The organism is Sphingomonas sp. GW821-FHT04B01 (assembly GCF_059420425.1).
In genome coordinates this window covers 76,285-95,359 of the sequence record NZ_JBWKTR010000004.1, presented here as the reverse complement: position 1 = coordinate 95,359, position 19,075 = coordinate 76,285, and the positions used below count along the sequence as shown (strand labels likewise).

At 68.4% G+C, this 19,075-nt stretch carries 18 protein-coding genes; 9 read left to right on the top strand and 9 right to left on the bottom strand.

The genetic code is table 11. From position 1 onward, the window contains the following. The first annotated feature begins 14 nt into the window (after window positions 1-14). Complete coding sequence (locus AC07UH_RS11480; protein ID WP_495180552.1) at window positions 15-1,166, top strand: N-acetyltransferase; 1,152 nt, start codon at window positions 15-17, stop codon at window positions 1,164-1,166. Window positions 1,167-1,212: 46 nt separating this feature from the next. Here the strand turns inward: AC07UH_RS11480 and AC07UH_RS11475 are convergent, their stop codons facing one another. The 8 genes from AC07UH_RS11475 to AC07UH_RS11440 form a co-directional block, all read right to left on the bottom strand. Further along, window positions 1,213-1,566, bottom strand: coding sequence for a HesB/IscA family protein (locus AC07UH_RS11475; RefSeq protein ID WP_038661475.1), 354 nt, complete (start codon window positions 1,564-1,566; stop codon window positions 1,213-1,215). After that, a complete protein-coding gene (locus AC07UH_RS11470) occupies window positions 1,566-2,024 on the bottom strand; it encodes an SUF system Fe-S cluster assembly protein (RefSeq protein WP_495180551.1) in 459 nt (152 codons plus the stop codon). Before AC07UH_RS11470 ends, AC07UH_RS11475 begins: the two co-directional genes overlap by 1 nt. Further along, window positions 2,021-3,223, bottom strand: a complete 1,203-nt coding sequence (locus AC07UH_RS11465; protein WP_495180550.1) for an aminotransferase class V-fold PLP-dependent enzyme — start codon at window positions 3,221-3,223, stop codon at window positions 2,021-2,023. The genes AC07UH_RS11470 and AC07UH_RS11465 overlap by 4 nt, the downstream gene beginning before the upstream one ends. Next, entirely contained in the window at window positions 3,220-4,293 is a 1,074-nt protein-coding gene (locus AC07UH_RS11460; protein ID WP_495180549.1) for a SufB/SufD family protein, read from the bottom strand. The genes AC07UH_RS11465 and AC07UH_RS11460 overlap by 4 nt, the downstream gene beginning before the upstream one ends. Beyond that, window positions 4,290-4,607 carry a hypothetical protein gene (locus tag AC07UH_RS11455; RefSeq protein ID WP_495180548.1) on the bottom strand — a complete coding sequence of 106 codons (318 nt, stop codon included), beginning with the start codon at window positions 4,605-4,607 and terminating at the stop codon, window positions 4,290-4,292. Before AC07UH_RS11455 ends, AC07UH_RS11460 begins: the two co-directional genes overlap by 4 nt. After that, window positions 4,604-5,347, bottom strand: coding sequence for a Fe-S cluster assembly ATPase SufC (gene sufC / locus AC07UH_RS11450; protein WP_495180547.1), 744 nt, complete (start codon window positions 5,345-5,347; stop codon window positions 4,604-4,606). Before sufC ends, AC07UH_RS11455 begins: the two co-directional genes overlap by 4 nt. Window positions 5,348-5,418: 71 nt before the next feature. After that, window positions 5,419-6,903, bottom strand: a complete 1,485-nt coding sequence (sufB, locus tag AC07UH_RS11445) for a Fe-S cluster assembly protein SufB (protein ID WP_495180546.1) — start codon at window positions 6,901-6,903, stop codon at window positions 5,419-5,421. A 2-nt stretch (window positions 6,904-6,905) separates the two neighbouring features. Beyond that, the gene (locus tag AC07UH_RS11440) at window positions 6,906-7,355 is read right to left on the bottom strand and encodes an SUF system Fe-S cluster assembly regulator (protein WP_052075566.1); all 450 of its coding nucleotides are present in this window, start codon (window positions 7,353-7,355) and stop codon (window positions 6,906-6,908) included. 323 nt (window positions 7,356-7,678) lie between these two features. Here AC07UH_RS11440 and AC07UH_RS11435 point away from each other — a divergent pair, with 323 nt between their 5' ends. The 3 genes from AC07UH_RS11435 to AC07UH_RS11425 are packed head-to-tail and all read left to right on the top strand — an operon-like array spanning window position 7,679 to window position 12,309. Beyond that, window positions 7,679-8,707, top strand: coding sequence for a quinone-dependent dihydroorotate dehydrogenase (locus AC07UH_RS11435; RefSeq protein WP_495180545.1), 1,029 nt, complete (start codon window positions 7,679-7,681; stop codon window positions 8,705-8,707). 40 nt (window positions 8,708-8,747) lie between these two features. Further along, window positions 8,748-10,481: a gamma-glutamyltransferase gene (gene ggt / locus AC07UH_RS11430; protein ID WP_495180544.1), complete on the top strand. Its 1,734-nt coding sequence runs from the start codon at window positions 8,748-8,750 to the stop codon at window positions 10,479-10,481. A 40-nt stretch (window positions 10,482-10,521) separates the two neighbouring features. After that, window positions 10,522-12,309, top strand: coding sequence for an AMP-dependent synthetase/ligase (locus tag AC07UH_RS11425; protein ID WP_495180769.1), 1,788 nt, complete (start codon window positions 10,522-10,524; stop codon window positions 12,307-12,309). A 289-nt stretch (window positions 12,310-12,598) separates the two neighbouring features. On the opposite strand, the gene AC07UH_RS11420 is transcribed toward AC07UH_RS11425, so the two are convergent. Continuing rightward, window positions 12,599-15,484, bottom strand: coding sequence for a M16 family metallopeptidase (locus AC07UH_RS11420; RefSeq protein ID WP_495180543.1), 2,886 nt, complete (start codon window positions 15,482-15,484; stop codon window positions 12,599-12,601). Window positions 15,485-15,638: 154 nt separating this feature from the next. On the opposite strand from AC07UH_RS11420, the gene AC07UH_RS11415 reads away from it, so the two are divergent. The 5 genes from AC07UH_RS11415 to AC07UH_RS11395 all read left to right on the top strand — a co-directional run bounded on the left by AC07UH_RS11415 (window position 15,639) and on the right by AC07UH_RS11395 (window position 19,066). Continuing rightward, window positions 15,639-16,454, top strand: a complete 816-nt coding sequence (locus AC07UH_RS11415) for an aspartyl/asparaginyl beta-hydroxylase domain-containing protein (protein WP_495180542.1) — start codon at window positions 15,639-15,641, stop codon at window positions 16,452-16,454. 100 nt (window positions 16,455-16,554) lie between these two features. Next, window positions 16,555-17,127, top strand: coding sequence for a NifU family protein (locus tag AC07UH_RS11410; protein ID WP_495180768.1), 573 nt, complete (start codon window positions 16,555-16,557; stop codon window positions 17,125-17,127). Next, on the top strand, window positions 17,127-17,720 hold the full coding sequence (locus AC07UH_RS11405; protein WP_495180541.1) for a malonic semialdehyde reductase: 594 nt from the start codon (window positions 17,127-17,129) through the stop codon (window positions 17,718-17,720). Before AC07UH_RS11410 ends, AC07UH_RS11405 begins: the two co-directional genes overlap by 1 nt. A 237-nt stretch (window positions 17,721-17,957) precedes the next feature. Then, window positions 17,958-18,599 carry a tRNA (adenosine(37)-N6)-threonylcarbamoyltransferase complex dimerization subunit type 1 TsaB gene (gene tsaB / locus AC07UH_RS11400; protein ID WP_495180540.1) on the top strand — a complete coding sequence of 214 codons (642 nt, stop codon included), beginning with the start codon at window positions 17,958-17,960 and terminating at the stop codon, window positions 18,597-18,599. Then, window positions 18,599-19,066, top strand: coding sequence for a GNAT family N-acetyltransferase (locus tag AC07UH_RS11395; protein ID WP_038661507.1), 468 nt, complete (start codon window positions 18,599-18,601; stop codon window positions 19,064-19,066). Before tsaB ends, AC07UH_RS11395 begins: the two co-directional genes overlap by 1 nt. The last annotated feature ends 9 nt before the right edge of the window (window positions 19,067-19,075 follow it).

Genomic DNA, 19,075 nt, shown 5'->3' with positions numbered 1-19,075 from the left:
AATGGGAGGCCCGAATGAGCGACCTGACGATCACCCCCGTCACCACCAAGAGCGAACGCAAGGCGTTCGTCGACCTGCCGTTCCGGCTGTACAAGGACGATGCCGCCTGGGTCCCGCCGCTGAAGGGCGAGGCGCTGGGCCTGATCACGCCGGAAAAGAACGGCTGGTACAGCCACGCCAAGGTGCAGTTGTTCCTCGCCCGCGAGAACGGTAGGGTGGTCGGGCGTATCTCGGCGCATATCGACACGCTGGCGCTGACGATGCCGGCCGAACAGGGGTTCGGTCCCGGTGTCGGTCAATGGGGGTCGATGGAAGCCGAGCGCGAGGACGTGTTCGTCGCGCTGCTCGCCAAGGCGGAGGGCTGGCTGCGCGAGCAAGGCATGACCCGCGCCCTCGGTCCGATCTCGCAATCCGTGTGGGAGGAGCCGGGGCTGCTCGTGCAGGGCTTCGATCATTCGCCGACGATCATGATGGGCCACGCCAAGCCGGAATATCAGGGCTGGATCGAGCGTGCGGGCTACCAGCAGGTCAAGCAGCTCTTCACCTACGAGCTCGACATTACCCAGGAATTTCCGCCGATCGTCAAACGGATCATCCGCTCCGGCGAGAACAACCCGCGCATCGTCGTGCGCGAGGTCGACAAGCGCAAGTTCGAAGAAGAGGCGGCGATCATCCTGTCGATCCTCAACGATGCATGGAGCGACAATTGGGGCTTCGTCCCTCTCACCCCGCCCGAGATCAAGGACGTCGGCGTCAAGCTCAAGCCGATCGTGTTCAACGACCTGATCCGCATCGCCGAACTCGACGGCAAGCCGGTCGCGTTCATGATCACGCTTCCGGACCTCAACGAGCCGCTCAAGCCGCTCAACGGCTCGCTGCTGCCGTTCGGCTGGGCCAAGCTGCTGCTGTGGCTGCGCAAGCCGAAGGTGCGGACGATGCGCGTGCCCTTGATGGGCGTCGTCAAGGAATTGCAGGCATCGCGGATGGCGAGCCAGCTCGCCTTCATGATGATCGAATATATCCGCGTCGCCTCGGTCCAGCATTACGGCGCAAGCCGCGGCGAGATCGGCTGGATCCTCGACGACAATCAGGGCATGCGCTCGATCGCCGAGACGATCGATAGCCGCGTCAACAAGGTCTACAACATCTACGGGCGGGACCTTTAGACCCGGCGGGCTCCTCCCCCACCGCACGAGGGAGGAGCCGATCGGGTCAGACCGTGAAGCTTTCCCCGCAGCCGCACGCGCCCTTGGCATTGGGGTTGTTGAACACGAACCCGGCGGTGAAATCGTCCTCGACCCAGTCCATCGTCGATCCGACGAGATACAGGATCGAGCCGCCGTCGACGAACAAAGTGCCGCCGGGCGTCTCGATCCGCTCGTCGAACGGCTTGGCCTCGGTGACGTAATCGACCGAATAAGCGAGCCCCGAACAGCCGCGGCGCGGCGTCGAGAGCTTGACGCCGATCGCCCCGTCCGGCGCGCGTGCCATCAGATCGGCGATGCGCGCATCGGCATTGGCGGTGAGGATCAGCGGCGCCGGCCGCTGGCGCAGGGTCGTGGCCATCACAGCATCCCCAGTTCGAGCTTGGCGTCGTCGGACATCTTCTGCGGGTCCCATGGCGGGTCCCAGACCAGATTGACGTCGGCGAAGGCGATCCCCGGCACCGCGGCGACGCGCATCTCGACCTCCGCGGGCATCGATTCGGCGACCGGGCAATGCGGCGTGGTGAGCGTCATCGTCACCACCGCCTGACCGTTGTCCGCGACCTCGACGCCGTAGATCAGCCCGAGATCGTAGATGTTCACCGGAATCTCGGGATCGTAGATCTCCTTGAGCGCGTCGATCACTGCCTCGTACAGCGCGCCGCCGGGCTCGCCCGGCGCATCGCCCTGCGGCTGCTGCTGGAGAAAGCCGGTCAGATAGTCGCGTTCGCGCGGCGCGCTGTCCGCCACGTCCTCGACGCGCGCACGCGGCGCCGGCGTCACCGCGTCCACTTCCTCGATACGGATCGCATCGCTCATCCGAATATCCTCGTCACTCGTTCGACGCCCTTGACCAGCGCCTCGATGTCCTGCGGACCGTTGTAGACCGCGAAGCTCGCCCGCGCGGTCGCGTCGACGCCCAGCACCTCCATCAGCGGCTGCGCGCAATGATGGCCGGCGCGGATCGCCACCCGGCCTTCGTCCAAGATGGTGCCGACGTCGTGCGGATGCACCCCCTCGACCGCGAAACTGACGATGCCGGCGCTGTCCTCCGGCCCTAACAGACGGACCGAGTTGAGCGACGCCAGCGCCGCGCGTGCGTCGCGGACCAGAGCGGTTTCGTGCGCATGGATGCGGTCGAGCCCGATCCCCTCGACATAGTCGATAGCCGCGGCAAGGCCGAGCGCGCCGACGATATGCGGCGTTCCCGCCTCGAACCGGCCCGGCGGCGGGGCATAGGTCGTCTTCGCGAAGGTCACGCGATCGATCATCGAGCCGCCGCCCTGATAGGGCGGCATCTGCGCCAACAGTTCGCCACGCCCCCACAACACGCCGATCCCGGTCGGGCCGTAGAGCTTGTGGCCGGAGAAGACGTAGAAGTCGCAGCCGATCGCCGCGACGTCCACCGCGATCCGCGGCACCGCCTGACAGCCGTCGAGCAGGATCTTCGCGCCGACGCCATGCGCCAGATCGGTCGCGCGCCGGGCGTCGAGCACCGAGCCGAGCACGTTCGAGACGTGCGCGAGCGCGACCAATTTGTGCTGCGGGGTGAGGATCCGCTCCATCACGTCGAGATCGATGCGATGATCCGCCGTCAGCGGCAGCACGTCGACCGCCGCGCCGATACGCTCGGCGGCCATCTGCCACGGCACGATGTTGCTGTGATGCTCCAGCATCGACAGCAGGATGCGGTCGCCCGACTTGAGCTGCGTCGCCGCCCAGCATTGCGCGACGAGGTTGATCCCCTCGGTCGCGCCGCGGACGAAGACGATCTCGTTGGGCGTCGTCGCGCCGATGAAGCGTGCGACCTTGGTGCGCGCTGCCTCATAGGCGACGGTCATGTCGGCGGAGCGCTGATAGACGCCGCGATGCACCGTCGCATAGGTCTCGCCATAGGCCCGCGCGATCGCGTCGATCACGACCTGCGGCTTCTGCGCGGTGGCCGCGGTATCGAGATAGGCCCATCCCGCGGGGATCGCCGGAAAGTCGGCGACGCGGTCGAGGGGGGATTCGCTCACAGCGTCTGCTCCAGCCACGCGTCGGCGTCCGCAGCGAAGACGTCGCGCACGGTCTCGTCGGCGATACGGTCGAGCGCATCCGCGACGAACGCGCGCGTCAGCAGCGCCTTGGCACGGGGCGCAGGAATGCCGCGGCTCTGCATGTAGAAGAGCGCGCGCGCGTCGAGTTCGCCCACCGTCGCGCCATGCGCGCATTTCACGTCGTCGGCGAAGATCTCGAGCTCGGGCTTGAGGTTCACCGTCGCGGTGCGCTGGAGGAGCAGACCGCGCAGGCTCTGTTCGCCGTCGGTCTTCTGCGCGTCGCGCGCCACCTCGACCGCGGCGGCGAGGCTGACCGTCGAGCGATCCGCGGCGACCGCGCGCCAGAGCTGGTGAGACTGGCCGCTGGGCTTGGCATGGCGGACACGCACCGCGCATTCCTGCCGCTGGTCGTCGCGCGTCAGCAGCGCGCCGCCGAGCTCGGCATAGGCCCCGTCGCCATTCAGCGTCAGCGCCGCGTCGAGCCGCGTTCCCGCCGCGGTGGCGCCGAGCGCGACCGAGACGAAGCTGGCGGCCTCGGCGATCGTCACCTCGTCGCGGGTCGAAACGAAGCCGGCATCCTGCACGATGCGCACCGCGCGCATCACCCGCGCGCCCTGCCCCAGCTCGAACCGGGTCAGCGTGTTGGTCCAGCCGGCACCGGAGAAACTCTCGACCAGCGTCAGCACGGCATCCTCGCCGAGCGTGATGACGAGCGGCGTCCGGCTTTCCCCGCCGGCGTTGACGCGGGCGATCTCGATCGTGGTGACGGTGCGCGGCGCGAGCGTGATCCGGTGGCCGTCGCCCGCAGCATGGCGGGCAAGCGGGTGATCGCTAGCAAGGGCTTCCGGAACGATGGCAAGGTCGCCGGGACGGCTGACATCGGTATCGAGATCGCCGTCGACGAACACCAGTCGCGCCGCGTCGGGCAGGATCGCGTCTGGCACCGACGCCGACTGCGGCGTCAGCGCGCGGGCGGCTTGCAGCGCAGGCATGTCGGCCCAGCGGAACGCTTCCTCGCGCGTGGTGGGCAATTCGAGAACGGCGGTCATGCGGCGGCTCGCTGAATGGTGTCACGCGAAGGCGCGAAGACGCGAAGAGAAGAAAGGTTTTTTGCGCGCAGAGGCGCAGAGACGCGGAGAAGAAGAGAAGAAGACGTGACGGCGCCTACGGCGCGAGCCTTCTTCCTGCGCGTCAGCGCAATATCAAAATCGTTGGGGATGATCGATGAGAGCAGGCCTCCCGCGACGCAATCTCCGCGCCTCTGCGCCTCTGCGCGAACAAAGACCGTATCGAGGGCACCCGACGGCATGCCAAGCGACACGCCCTCTTCGCGCCTTCGCGCCTTCGCGTGAACGAAAATCACGCCGTCACCCCCGCATAGCCCTCACGCTCCAGCTCGTGCGCGAGGTCCGCGCCACCGGTGCGGACGATACGCCCGTCGGCAAGCACGTGGACGATGTCGGGCCGCACGTAATCGAGCAACCGCTGGTAATGGGTGATCAGCAGCACCGCCTTGTCCGGCGCGCGCATGATGCGGTTAATGCCGTCGCCGACGATGCGCAGCGCATCGATGTCGAGGCCGCTGTCGGTCTCGTCGAGGATCGCGAACTTGGGGTTCACGACGCCCATCTGCACCATCTCGTTGCGCTTCTTCTCGCCGCCGGAGAAACCGACGTTGACCGGCCGCTTGAGCATCTCGGCATCCATGTCGAGCTTGCGCGCTTCCTCGCGGGCGAGCTTGAGGAATTCGGCGCCGGACAGCGGCTTCTCGCCGCGCACACCGCGCTGCGCGTTCAAAGCCTCGCGCAGGAACTGGACATTGCTGACGCCGGGAATCTCGACCGGATATTGGAAGCCGAGGAACACGCCCGCCGCAGCGCGCTCGTTGGGAGCAAGCTCCAGCAGATCCTGCCCGTCGAAGGTGATCGACCCCTCGGTCACCTCATAGCCCGGCCGCCCGCCGAGGACATAGCCGAGCGTCGACTTGCCGGCACCGTTCGGCCCCATGATCGCATGGATCTCGCCGGCGTTCACCTCGAGGGTCAGGCCCTTGAGGATCGGCTTGCCGTCGATCTCGGCGTGGAGGTTTTCAATCTTGAGCATTGATCTGATCTTCTTCCTTTGGGGGTGGGGGAAGTCTCACCGAGACCGTCACCCGCATCCCCCACCCAATCTTACCCTACCGAGCCTTCGAGGCTGATCCCGAGCAGCTTCTGCGCCTCGACGGCGTATTCCATCGGCAACTGCTGCAGCACCTCGCGTGCAAAGCCGTTGACGATCAGCGCCACCGCCGCCTCCTGATCGAGACCGCGGCTCATCGCGTAGAAGAGCTGATCCTCGCTGATCTTCGAGGTCGTCGCCTCATGCTCGATCTGCGCCGAGGGGTTCTTCACCTCGATATAGGGCACGGTATGCGCCCCGCACTGGTCGCCGAGCAGCAGCGAATCGCATTGCGTGAAGTTGCGGACGTTCTCCGCGGTCGGCCCGACCCGGACCAGCCCGCGATAGGTGTTGTCCGAACGCCCCGCCGAAATCCCCTTCGACACGATCGTCGAGCGCGATCCCTTGCCGAGGTGGATCATCTTGGTGCCGGTATCGGCCTGCTGGCGATTGTTGGTCACCGCGACCGAATAGAATTCGCCGACGCTGTTCTCGCCCGCGAGCACGCAGCTCGGATATTTCCAGGTAATCGCCGATCCGGTCTCGACCTGCGTCCACGACACCTTGCTGTTCCTGCCCTGGCACAGCGCGCGCTTGGTGACGAAGTTATAGATGCCGCCGACGCCATTCTCGTCGCCGGGATACCAGTTCTGCACGGTCGAATATTTGATCTCGGCATCGTCGAGCGCGACCAGTTCGACGACGGCAGCGTGGAGCTGGTTCTCATCGCGCATCGGCGCGGTGCAGCCTTCGAGATAGGAGACGTACGCCCCCTTGTCGGCGACGATCAGCGTCCGCTCGAACTGGCCGGTATTCTCGGCATTGATGCGGAAATAGGTCGACAGCTCCATCGGGCAGCGCACGCCTTCCGGGATGTAGACGAACGTGCCGTCGGAGAAGACCGCCGAGTTGAGCGTCGCGAAATAATTGTCGCGCTGCGGCACGACCTTGCCCAGCCATTTGCGGACGAGATCGGGATATTCGCGGATCGCCTCGCTGATCGAGCGGAAGATGACGCCCGCGGCCTCCAGCTCCTTGCGGAAGGTGGTGGCGACCGAGACGCTGTCGAACACCGCATCCACGGCGACTCGGCGCTTCGGATTGCCCTCGGCATCGAGGTCCTCGACCCCGGCGAGCATCTTCTGCTCGGCGATCGGGATACCGAGCTTCTCGTAGACGCGCAGGATCTCGGGATCGACCTCGTCGAGCGAGCCGAGCTTGGGCTTCGCCTTCGGCTCCGCGTAATAATAAGCGTCCTGATAGTCGATCGGCGGGACGTTGAGCTTGGCCCAGTCGGGCGCGTCCATCGTCTGCCACAGGCGGAACGCCTTCAGCCGCCAGTCGAGCATCCATTCGGGCTCGTTCTTCTTGGCGCTGATATAGCGAACCGTGTCCTCGCTCAGCCCCTTGGGCGCGAAGTCCTGTTCGATATCGGACGAAAAGCCCCATTCGTAGGTCTTGGAGACGGCCGCATAGGCCTCTGCGTTCTTGGTCGCCATGGTTACACCTGTTCGCTCAGCGGAGCGGGAATGGGATCGTGGATGGGAGCGCGCGAAAGCCGGGCGAGCGAGACGCCGGCGAGCGCGCCGCGGACCGCCTCGTTGACGATCCCCCAATGCGGCCGGACGAGGCAATTGCCCTCCAGACCGCATTCGTGGCGGCTGCCCTCGACGCAGGAGGTCATCTGGATCGGCCCCTCGACCGCCTCGACAATATCGGCGAGACTGATCGCCGCAGCGGGCCGCGCGAGGCGGAAACCGCCGCCGGTGCCACGCGCACTCTCGATCAGGCCGGCGCTCGACAAGCGGCTGACCAGCTTCTGCGCGGTCGGCAGCGGCACGCCGGTCTCCTCGGCGAGCAGCGTCGCGTTGAGCCGCGCCGCACCGCCGCAATGACGCGCGGCGGCGGACATCATCACGACCGCATAATCGGCAAGGCTGGAAAGTCGCATCGGCTCCGGTCAGTTGTTGCGAGCGTTTCGCAAATCGGATCAATTCGATCCGATTGCGAGATAGGGTTTTGTGCGCTGCGGTCAAGCGGGGATGGGCGATCAGTGTGAGTGGCGTTGTCATGGGTGATGGAGGACGCGGGCCGACGCCCCCTTCCTCTTCGTCATCCCGGCGGAAGCCGGGACCCATGGACGCGCGACGCGGATGATAGCGCGTCACCGCGACTCCACCGCAACCATGGGTCCCGGCGTTCGCCGGGATGACGAAGGGGGAAGCGCGAGGCAGGACTTGAAGCGTCGGGGTCGGGGATGCGATGGGCCACCCCATGTCCTACGCCCTTCGCCCGCTGCTCTTCGCGCTCGATGCCGAGCGTGCCCATGCGCTGACGCTTAAGGCGCTGGCGGTGCGCGCCAAACTGCCCGCTCCCGCCGCCGCCAAGCCGAATCCGCGCCTCGCCACCCGTATCGGCGACCTCGCCTTCGCCAACCCGCTCGGCGTGGCGGCGGGGCTCGACAAGGACGGGGTGGCGATCGAGGGGCTGTTCGGCCTCGGCTTCGGCGCAGTCGAGATCGGTACGCTCACCCCCCTGCCCCAATCGGGCAACCCGAAGCCGCGCCTGTTCCGCCTCGTCGCCGACCGCGCGGTCATCAACCGCATGGGCTTCAACAACGGCGGGCTCGAGGGCGGCCTTGCCCGCGCGCGCGCCGCCCGGCGCGGTTCCGGCCGGCTCGGCATCAACGTCGGCGCCAACAAGGACGCGACCGACCGCGTCGCCGATTACGTCGCCGGCGTCTCCGCCGCCGCGCCGCTCGCCGATTACGTCACGATCAACATCTCCTCGCCCAACACCCCCGGCCTGCGCGACCTCCAGCACGGCGCGGCACTCGACGAGCTGCTCGCCGCCTGCACCGCGGCGCGCGGCACGACGCCGCTGTTCCTGAAGATCGCCCCCGATCTCGACGCCGCAGCGATCGACGGCATCGCCCGCGCCGCGATCGGCCACGGGCTCGACGCGATCATCATGGGCAACACGACGATCTCGCGCCCGCCGCTACGGTCGCCACAAGCGGGCGAGGCCGGCGGCCTGTCGGGCGCGCCGCTCGCGACGCTTGCCCGGCAGCGGCTGGCCGACCTGCGCAGCGCCACCGGCGGCGGCATCGCGCTGATCGCCGCGGGCGGAATCGACAGCGGCGCGGAAGCCTATGCGCGCATCCGCGCCGGCGCACGCCTCGTCCAGCTCTACTCGGCGCTGGTCTACGAAGGACCGGGACTCGCCCGCCATATCCTCGCCGAGCTCGACGCCTGCCTCGTCCGCGACGGTTTCGCGGATATCGCCGCGGCGGCCGCGGCGTAACGGCTTGCCCTCGGCGGGCCAGCCGTTAGGCTTTGCGGCGATGAAGATCGGACTCGCGCTCGCCCTTGCCGCCGTCAGTGCCCCGGCGCTGGCTAAGGCTCCGCCGCCCCAGGCCCCCGGCCGTCAGGCGCCCGGAATGGTCAGCGCCGCCGATCCGCGCGCCGCGGCGGCGGGGGTCGAGATCCTCAAGGCGGGCGGCAGCGCCACCGACGCCGCGATCGCGACGATGCTCGCGCTCAACGTCGTCGAGCCGCAGAGCTCCGGCATCGGTGGCGGCAGCTTCTGGGTCAGCCACGCCGCCAAGACCGGCAAGGTGACGACGATCGACGCGCGCGAGGCCGCCCCCGCCGCCGCGACGCCGCGCTGGTTCTACGACGCCGCCGGCAGGCCGCTGAGCCACGACGACGCAGTGCCGGGCGGGCGCAGCGTCGGCGTGCCGGGCGCGCTGCGCGGCATGGCGCTGGCGCACCGTCAGTCGGGCAAACTGCCCTGGGCGCGCTTGTTCGAACCGGCGATCCGGCTGGCGCGCGACGGCTTCCGCGTCAGCCCGCGCTTCCGCCATTCGGACGAATCCTACGGCGACCATCTCACGCCCGAAGCGCGCGCGATATTCACCGTCGGCGCCGACGGCATCCTGCGCAACCTGGCACAGGCGGCGCTGCTCGACCGGATCGCGCGGCAGGGTCCGGACAGTTTCTACGTCGGCCCGCAGGCGGCGAAGCTGGTCACGACGGTCAACGGCGCCGCGCGCAACCCGTCGAAGATGACGACCGGCGATCTGGCGACCTACGACGCCAAGCCGCGCCCCGAATTGTGCGTCCCCTATCGGACCTACCGGATCTGCGGGATGGGGCCGCCGTCGTCGGGCGGCATCACCGTGCTGATGATCCTCAAACAGCTCGAACGATTCGACATGGCGAAACTGGGCAAGGACTCGCCCGTCGCCTGGCATCTGTTCGCCGAAAGCTCGCGTCTCGCTTATGCCGACCGCAACCTCTACGTCGGCGATCCCGATTACGTCCGCGTCCCGGTCAAGGGCCTGCTCGACCCCGCCTATATCGCGAAGCGCTCAGCGCTGATCGCGACCGACCGGACAATGGCGCGCGTCGCCGCCGGCACGCCGCCGGGCGCGCCGGTGCGCACCCCCGCGCCGGTCAGCGAGGTCGCCGGCACCACCGACCTCGCCGTCGCCGATCGCGCCGGCAACGTCGTCGAGGTGACGACGACGGTCGAGGGGCCGTTCGGCTCGGGGCTGGTCGTCGACGGCACCGTGCTCAACAACGAGCTGACCGACTTCGACATCGTCCCCGTCGATTCAGGCTATCTCGTCGCCAACCGCGTCGAGGGCGGCAAGCGACCGCGCAGCTCGATGGCACCGACGATCGTCTACGATGCCAGCGGCAAGGTCCGTCTGGCGGTCGGCGCGGCGGGCGGATCGACGATCATCGCGCAGATCGCCAAGGCGCTGATCGGCGTGCTCGACTGGAATTTGTCGGCGCAGGAGGCGATCGCGCTCGGCCTTGTCTACGCCCCCGGCCCGGTCGCGACGCTGGAGACCGGCACCGGCGCCGCCGCGCTGCAACCCGCGCTCGCCGCGCTGGGCGAACGCACGCAGGTCGCGCCGCTCGGGCTCAAGGCGAATGCGATCGAATGGAAGCAGGGCCGCTGGGTCGGCGCCGCCGATCCGCGCAGCGAGGGCGTCGCGATCGGCGAGGACGGCAGCGTCAGCGACCCGACCCGCATGGCGCCGGTCGCCAACCGCCCTTCGGAATAAAGGACGACGGCGGGCGGCGAGCCCGGCCGCGACAGGAGAGATCATGGCCCTCGAGCGTTTCCCCAATCTCGTCACGATGTTCTTCGCTCGGGCGAAGGACCGTGGCGACGCTCCCTTCCTCTGGGCGAAACGCGACGGCCAATGGGTCGCGACGAGCTGGGCGGAGGCGGCACGCCAGGTCGCGAGCCTCGCCGCGGGTCTCAAGGCGATCGGCATGAAGCCGGGCGACCGGGTGATGCTGGTCAGCGAGAACCGGCCGGAATGGTGCATCAGCGATCTCGCGATCATGGCGGCGGGCTGCATCACCGTGCCGGCCTATGTCACCAATACTGAGCGCGACCATGCCCATATCATCGCCGATTCGGGCGCATGCGGCATCATCGTGTCCACCGACAAGCTCGCGCGCACGGTGCTCACCGCGGTGCTGCGCTCCAACCAGGGCCAGATCGTCATCGGCATCGATCCGATGCGCGCGCCCTCGGCCGGCGTCGACTTCCACGACTGGCACGCGCTGATCGCCGACCATCCGACCGAGCCAACGGTGGCCGCGGCGGAGGCGACCTTCCAGCGCGACGACCTCGCCTGCATCATCTACACCAGCGGCACCGGCGGCGCGCCGCGCGGGGTGATGCAGCATCACGGCGCGATCCTGCACAATTGCAACGGCTGCGCGACGGTCATCGAAGAGGATTTCGGCGCGGGCGACGAGGTTTTCCTGTCGTTCCTGCCGCTCAGCCACGCCTATGAACATACCGGCGGCCAGCATCTGCCGATCTCGCTCGGCGGCCAGATCTATTATGCCGAGGGGCTCGACAAGCTCGCCGCCAATATCGAGGAAGTGCGCCCGACGATCATGTTCGTCGTGCCGCGCCTGTTCGAGGTGCTGCGCACGCGGATCAGCAAGGCGATCGAGAAACAGGGCGGCATGTCCGCCTATCTGCTGGCGAAGGCGCTCGACGTCGGTGCGAAGGCGAATGCGGGCACGCTGCGCCTCGCCGACCGGCCAGCGCAACTGCTGGTCCGCACGCTGTTCAAGCCGAAAATCGCCAAGAAGTTCGGCGGACGGATGAAGGCGATGGTGTCGGGCGGCGCGCCGCTCAACCCGGAGATCGGGCTGTTCTTCCAGTCGCTCGGTGTCACCTTCCTGCAAGGCTATGGCCAGACCGAGGCGGCGCCGGTGATCTCGTGCAATCGGCCGAGCGCGGGCATCCGCATGGATTCGGTCGGCCCGCCGCTGATCGACACCGAGGTGCGCATCGCCGAGGACGGCGAAATCCTGGTGCGCGGCGAGCTGGTGATGCACGGCTATTGGCGCAACGAGGCCGAGACGGCGCGCGTGCTCAAGGGCGGCTGGCTGCACACCGGCGACATCGGCGAGATCGACGCCGCCGGCCGGATTGCGATCACCGATCGCAAGAAGGACCTCATCATCAACGACAAGGGCGACAATGTCGCGCCGCAAAAGGTCGAGGGGATGCTGACGCTGCAACCCGAGATCGTGCAGGCGATGATCGCCGGCGACCGGCGCCCCTATATGGTCGCGCTGATCGTCCCGGACCCCGAATGGACGCAGGAATGGTGCGCGGCCAACGGGACGCTCTGCAAGTTCGAGCGACTGGCGGAAAACAGCGAATACCGCACCGCGATCGGCCATGCGGTGGAGCGGGTGAACAAGGATCTGTCGGTCACCGAACGCATCCGCCGCTTCGTGCTGGCCGACGCGCCGTTCACGATCGAGAACGAGCAACTGACGCCCAGCCTCAAGATCCGCCGCCACGTGATCCGCAAGGAATATGGCGACCGGCTGGACGCGCTGTACCGGGGGTGAGGTGACCTCGCGGGCTCCCGCCCTGTCCTCCCCTCCGCCAGCTTGAATAACCTTACTGCGGGCGGAGCCGGCGGCAGCGAAGTTCGATCGGTTTCTTTATCAGATTCGTCACCCCGGACTTGTTCCGGGGTCCACCGGGCCGCGAGAGAACGGTGTCGAAACAGGCCTTTCTACTCGCCGCAGGGTGGACCCCGGAACAAGTCCGGGGTGCCGAGGTGGGCTTGGAAGACGACAGGCTTGCGCGAGCGTCCATATGCGATAGCCCTGCCCTTGCGGGGAAGGATTTCCGTCACTTCCCCTTTCGCGGCAGCACCGCCAGCGTCCAGTCTTTCGCCGGCACCAGATATTTCGCCGCGGTCGCCTGCAACACCTCGGGCGTCACGTCGCCGAAGTCGCGGCCGATGCGACGCGTCGCCTCCAGCCGGCGATCGTCATAGGCCCCGCCCGACAGCTCGCGCAGCCAGAACAGGCTGCTCGTCGCCGCGCGCGCATAGACCTGCTGCAACGGCCCCTTCACCCGGGCCAGCTCGTCGGCGCCGATCGGCGTCTTGGCGAGATCGGCGGCGATCTCGCGCGACAGGCGGAAGAACAGATCGACGTTCGCCGGCGCGACCTGGCTCACCGCCATCAGGCGGCCGCCGCCGGGCAGCCCCTTGGGCCAGTTGCTCGCGACGCCGGGGCTGTAGCTCGCCCCCGCCGCCTGCCGCATCCGCTCGAACAATCGGTCGCTGAACACCTGCGCCAGCACGTCGAGACGGCGCGCCTCGGCGATGTCGGCGACGCCGGCGCCGGTCGGCCAGGCGATCACCGCGCTCGCCTGATTGTCGGGGCCCTTGTGGTAGCGCAGCACCGGCGTCGCGACATGCGCGGGGAAGCGCACCGGCGGCGCCGCCGTCGTCGGCTGGGTGCGCGCGGGGATCGCGCCGAGGCTCTTGGCCACCGCGGCGATCGCCTCGTCCGACTTGACGTCGCCGAACACGTCGACCTCGATCGGACCGCTGGCGAGCAGCGGCGCCCAGAACGCCTCGAACGCCTTGGGCGTCAGCGCGTCGACCGCCTTGGCGTCGGGCGTCGCCCAGCGCGGATCGCCGGCATGCAGCAGCCCTTCCAGATCGCGCGACAGCACGCCGTCCGCCGACGAATCATAACCGGGAATCGCGGTCAGCGCCGCCGATTTGGCGCGTGCCACCGGCGCCGGGTCCCAGCGCGGATGCGCCAGCTTGGCGGCGATCAGCGTCAGTTCGTCGGCATAATCCTTGGGGCTGCTCAGCGCGGCGATCGAGAAGGTGTCCTCGTCGATGCCGAAATCGAGGCCGAGCTGCCGCCCCGCGGTGAGCTGGTCGAGATCGTCCTGCCCCAGATTGCCGATGCCGCTTTCCATCAGCGCGAGATCGCCCGCCCACGCCGGGCTCGGCCGGTTGGCGGGCAGCGAATTATAGCCGCGGCCGAACCGCACCCGCACGAAGACGCGGCCGGTATCGTCGGGGTTGGCGAACACCAGCATGCGCACGCCATTGGCGAACACCACCTTTTCCGCGGGCAGCCCGACGAGCGGCTCGCGCGACGCGACCGTGCCGGCTGCGCCCAACGCAGGCAATTTGGTGAAGTCGACCGCCGCCTGGCTGGCGCGCTTGATCGTCAGCGTCGACACGTCCGCCTTGAGCGCGGCGGCGAGCTTCTCCGCCGTCCCCTTCTCCGCGGTGCGCGTGTTGACCAGCGCCCGCGTGGCGTCGCCCTGGAACAGTTTCTTTGACGAGGCGAGCACCGCGGCGGGGTTGAACATCCCCTTCTGCTTCGCTTCGGTCAGGATCGCATAGCTGTTCTCGGGCGCGGTCACCGTCTCGCGGATATCGAGCGCGCCGGCCATGTCGTCGGCCTGTTTGGCGCTCGCCTCGACCCGCGCGGTCTCGACGCTGTTGCGGATCGCGACCTCGTAATCGGCATATTCGCGATCGATCTCGGCCTGCGTCGGCGCGCTGTTCTGCGCGTCGGCGATCACCGCCCGCACGTCCTTCAGCGCCTGTTCCCATTGGTCGCCGACCGGCAGGATCAGCACCGAGGTCATGTTGGCCGAGCGCGACCGGTCGTCGAGATCGACCCCCGCCTGCACGAAGCTCGCACCGGCGCGCGCGCGCCGCTCGAGCCGCCGGCTGATCACCTTCGCGGCGATCGTGTCGACCATCCGCTTCTGGTTGAAGATCTTGGTATCGTCATTGTACTGCCAGGGGCGCATCACCCCCATCATCACCAGCGGCGGCAGGCCGGGTTCGACCAGCGTCGCCGAGGTCGGCTGCTTCGGATCGGGCTTGCCGAAATCGGGATCGGCAGGGTTGGGGCCGTTACCCTTCCAGCCGGCGAAATGGCGCGTCACCATCTGGCCCAGCGTCGCCGGGTCCATGTCGCCCGAGATGATGACGACCGCGCGTTCGGGGCGATACCAGCGGTCGTGGAACGCCTTGATGCTCGCGCCGTTCGCCGCGTCGAGCGTCTCGACCGTGCCGATCGGCGAGCGTTCGGCGAGCGGCTGGCCGGCGAAGAACAGCCGGTTCATCGCGTCCTGCAGCTTGACCTGCGGACCGGGCTGTTCGCGCCGCTCGGCGAGCACGATCGGCCGCTCCGCCGACACCGCGGCATCGGTCAGCGCCGGCGCCGCCATCATCCCCGACAGGATCTTGAGGCTCTCGTCGACGGTCTGGTCGGTCGCCGAGGGCAGATCGAGCTTGTAGAGCGTCTGCGTCGGCGTGGTCGAGGCGTTGCTGTCAGAACCGAAGGTCGCGCCGAACCGCTGCCACACCCGCTTCGCCTCGCCGTCGGGGACATATTCCGAGCCGCGGAACGAGAGATGCTCGATGAAATGCGCATAACCGCGCTCGCTGTCCTTCTCGTACAGCGAACCCGCATCGATGCGGACGCGGATCGACACCTGCCCCGGCGGCACGCCGTTCTTGCGCACCGCATAGCGCAGGCCGTTGGGCAGCGTACCGAACACCCAGGCGGGATCGTGCGCGAGGTCGCTGCCCTTGTAGAGCCACGGCGTCGGATCGACCTTGACCCCGGCGTCCGGGGCGGCAGCGGTGGCGGATGCGGGCCGGGCGGGAGCCCTGACCTGGGCGAGCGTCGCCGATGCGAGGGCGAGGACGAGTACGGGCGCGAACGCGCGGGTGAAAAACGCCATAGTCCCCCTCTCTAGCGATTGCGGCGCGGCCCCGCCAGCGCGACCGTATCCTCCTCGTTTCGGTCATCATTTCGCCCCAGCCGGGGCGTAGCCCGACGGTCTTGGGGCAGCCGGGCAACGACGGGCCCGACGCGACTCGATGATGGTATCTGTAATGACGACCGGTATGAACGAAGCGGCCCCCGCAATGTGGCGGAACTCGGGCAAGGCCGTGCCCACCCCGCCCGCGCCGCTCGCCGCCGAGCCCGGCCGGCCGCTGATCATCCGCATCGGCAAGCGGCTGCGCGGCCTCTTCGACCGGATGATCGCCGCCTCGTCGCTGGTCGCCAACGATCCGGTGCTCGACGTGCGCCAGTTCGGCTGGACCGCGCTGCTGCGCGACCAGTGGCAGACGATCCGCGACGAGGCCGCGGCGGTGGCGCTGCAGGGACAGCCGGCGCCGAGCCTCGCGACGATCTCGCCCGATCACCGGTCCATCGCCGAGGTCGACAAATGGCGCTCCTTCTTCCTGTGGGGCTATGGCTATCCGATCGAGGACAATCTGGCGCGCTGCCCGGCGACGCAGGCGCTGGTCGCGCGCATCCCCGGGCTCAACAGCGCCTTCTTCTCGATCCTCGCGCCCGGCACGCATATCCCCGCGCATCGCGGCGTCACCAAGGGGCTGATCACCTGCCACCTCGGCCTGTTCGTGCCGCGCGACGGCGACGTGCGGATGCGCGTCGCCGACCGCATCGTCCGCTGGGCGGAGGGCGAGACCCTAATCTTCGACGACACCTACGACCACGAGGTGTGGAACGACAGCGCGGGGACGCGCGTAGTGCTGCTCGTCCAGTTCGAACGCCCGCTGCGCAATCCGGGCAAATGGATCGCCGACCTCTTCCTCGGCGTGGTGCGGAGATCGCCGTTCGTCCAGGAGGCGCGCGCGAACATCAAAAGCTGGAACGCCGCGGTCAAGCAACTCGAGGCTTAACCGCCCTCCCCCTTGCAGGGGAGGAATTCAGCGGACGCGGAAACAATCCCTTTCCGCCGTTACGCTTGATCCCCCGCCCCCCACGGTCCACATGACGCTCATGCTGATCGAGACCGAAACCACGCCCAACCCGGCGACGCTCAAGTTCCTGCCCGGCCGCGCCGTCATGGATGCCGGCACGCGCGACTTCGCCACCCCCGAGGAGGCCGAGGCGAGCCCGCTCGCCGAGATGCTGTTCGCGCTGGGCGACGTCACCGGCGTGTTCTTCGGCCGCGACTTCGTGTCGGTCACCGCCGCGCCCGGCGTCGAATGGCACAGCCTCAAGCCCGACGTGCTGGCCATCCTGCTCGACCATTTCGCCGCCAACATGCCGCTGTTCCGTCAGGGTAGCGCCGGGTTCAGCGTCCCCGCCGACGAAGAGGTACTGACCGACGACCCCGCCGATGCCGACATCGTCGCGCAGATCCGCGAGCTGATCGACACGCGCGTCCGTCCCGCGGTGGCGAACGACGGCGGCGACATCGTCTATCGCGGCTTCGACAAGGGCAAGGTGTTCCTCCGCATGCAGGGCGCCTGCGCCGGCTGTCCCTCGTCCAGCGCGACGCTGAAGAGCGGCATCGAGCAGCTCCTCAAATATTACGTCCCCGAAGTCACCGAGGTGAGAGCCGTCTGATGTCCGAGCCCCTGTCCGATACCGCGCTCGACCGCATCTTCCGCACCGCGCGCAGCTACAACGGTTATACCGACCGGCCGGTGACTGAGGATCAGCTCCATGCGATCTGGGAGCTGATGAAATGGGGCCCGACCAGCGCCAACCAATTGCCCGCACGACTCGTCTGGTGCGTCAGCGACGATGCCAAGGCGAAGCTCGCCGCCTGCGCGTCGGACACCAATCAGGCGAAGATCCTGAAAGCCCCGGTCAGCGTCGTCATCGCGATGGACGTCGAGTTCCACGAACACCTGCCCGAGCTGTTCCCCCACGTCGACGCCAAGGCGTGGTTCGACGGCAATACCGAGCTGCGCACCGCCTCGGCGGTCCGCAACTCGACGTTGCAGGGGGCCTATTTCATCATCGCCGCACGCGCGCTCGGACTGGATACCGGGCCGATGTCGGGCTTCGACCAGGGCGCGGTCGACAAGGCGTTCTTCGCCGACCGGCCGGGGGTGCGGACCAACTTCATCTCCACGCTCGGCTATGGCGATCCGGCAAGCGTCCACGACCGCCTGCCCCGGCCGGGCTTCGAACGGTTCAACACGATCGCGTAACACGGCGGAGTGAAGGCGAGCCGTCGCCTTACTCTCTCCGTCACCCCGGACTGGTTCCGGGGTCCACCCGTCGGCAGGCGTACGTTTCCGTTCGAGCCACTTCCCTCGCCGCAAAGTGGGCCCCGGAACGAGTCCAGGGTGACGAGCGGACAAGGCACGGACACGCCTATCTTGCGTGAAAGTAGTGACGCCACACCGCTTGTCCCCCGCGCCCGCGTGTCGCAAAGCAGTCCAAACATGACCGACGCCCCTTCCCGCATCCTCGTCATCGACACCGCCACCGCCGCCTGTTCGGTCGCGCTGATCGAGGACGGCCGCGTCATCGCCGCGCAGCATCGCGAGGTCGGCCGCGGCCATGCCGAGCAGTTGCTGCCGATGATCGCCGACCTGCCCGACGGTGGCCGCGCCGCGCATATCCTCGTCGACGTCGGCCCGGGCAGCTTCACCGGCCTGCGCGTCGGCATCGCCGCCGCCCGCGGACTCGCGCTCGGCTGGGACGCGAGCGTCGCCGGCTATTCCAGCCTGTCGCTGATCGCCGCCGCCGACTTCGCCGCCGGCCGCACCGGCGAAATAGCGGTGATGCTGGAGGGCGGCCATGGCGAGGTGTTCGTCCAGTCCTTCGCCGCCGGCCCCGTACCGCTCGACGATCTCGCCTCGCGCAAGCCCGACGCGGCGATCGCCGCGCTCGGCGATCGTTATCCCGTCGGCAACGGCGTGCGCTGGCTGCAGCAGGTCGCGCCGGAGCTCGCCGGCCGGCCCGCGCTGCCCGACGCATCCGACGCGTTGCTGCTGCCGCAGGCGCTCGCGACGCTGCCGCCGCGCCCGGTCTACGGCCGGGCCCCCGACGCCAAATTGCCGGGCGGAAAGGTGCCCGCATGATGGCGACGCGTCAGGTGATGCTGCGTACCGGCGACGCCCGCGACGTCGCCACGGTCGATGCGCTGATGGCCGCCGCGTTCGAGCCGCGGTTCGGCGAGGCGTGGACGCGCAACCAGTGTCTCGGCGTGCTGGCGATGCCCGGCGTCCGGCTGACGCTCGCTTATGTCGACGAAGCCCCCGCCGGTTTCGCGATGGTGCGCAGCGTCGCCGACGAAGCCGAGCTGCTGTTGCTCGCGGTCGATCCCGTCTGGCGCCGTCGCGGCATCGCCCGCGCGCTGCTGCGTGGCGTCATCGCCGAGGCGCAGGCGACCGGCATCGCCGACCTGCATCTCGAGGTGCGCGAAGGCAATGACGCCGTCCGCCTGTATACCGAACAGGGCTTCGCCAAGGTCGGCGAGCGGCGCAATTACTATCGCGGCAAGACCGGCCAGGCGTTCGACGCGCACACCTATCGCCGCGCGATCTGACCATCTGCT

Coding starts and splice junctions, on each gene's coding strand:
- sufB (WP_495180546.1), bottom strand. CDS start 6,903: ATGGCGACCAAGAACGCAGAGGCCTATGCGGCCGTCTCCAAGACCTAC.
- AC07UH_RS11470 (WP_495180551.1), bottom strand. CDS start 2,024: ATGAGCGATGCGATCCGTATCGAGGAAGTGGACGCGGTGACGCCGGCG.
- AC07UH_RS11435 (WP_495180545.1), top strand. CDS start 7,679: ATGTCCTACGCCCTTCGCCCGCTGCTCTTCGCGCTCGATGCCGAGCGT.
- AC07UH_RS11410 (WP_495180768.1), top strand. CDS start 16,555: ATGCTGATCGAGACCGAAACCACGCCCAACCCGGCGACGCTCAAGTTC.
- AC07UH_RS11460 (WP_495180549.1), bottom strand. CDS start 4,293: ATGACCGCCGTTCTCGAATTGCCCACCACGCGCGAGGAAGCGTTCCGC.
- AC07UH_RS11405 (WP_495180541.1), top strand. CDS start 17,127: ATGTCCGAGCCCCTGTCCGATACCGCGCTCGACCGCATCTTCCGCACC.
- AC07UH_RS11395 (WP_038661507.1), top strand. CDS start 18,599: ATGGCGACGCGTCAGGTGATGCTGCGTACCGGCGACGCCCGCGACGTC.
- sufC (WP_495180547.1), bottom strand. CDS start 5,347: ATGCTCAAGATTGAAAACCTCCACGCCGAGATCGACGGCAAGCCGATC.
- AC07UH_RS11440 (WP_052075566.1), bottom strand. CDS start 7,355: ATGCGACTTTCCAGCCTTGCCGATTATGCGGTCGTGATGATGTCCGCC.
- AC07UH_RS11415 (WP_495180542.1), top strand. CDS start 15,639: ATGACGACCGGTATGAACGAAGCGGCCCCCGCAATGTGGCGGAACTCG.
- AC07UH_RS11480 (WP_495180552.1), top strand. CDS start 15: ATGAGCGACCTGACGATCACCCCCGTCACCACCAAGAGCGAACGCAAG.
- AC07UH_RS11420 (WP_495180543.1), bottom strand. CDS start 15,484: ATGGCGTTTTTCACCCGCGCGTTCGCGCCCGTACTCGTCCTCGCCCTC.
- AC07UH_RS11475 (WP_038661475.1), bottom strand. CDS start 1,566: ATGGCCACGACCCTGCGCCAGCGGCCGGCGCCGCTGATCCTCACCGCC.
- ggt (WP_495180544.1), top strand. CDS start 8,748: ATGAAGATCGGACTCGCGCTCGCCCTTGCCGCCGTCAGTGCCCCGGCG.
- tsaB (WP_495180540.1), top strand. CDS start 17,958: ATGACCGACGCCCCTTCCCGCATCCTCGTCATCGACACCGCCACCGCC.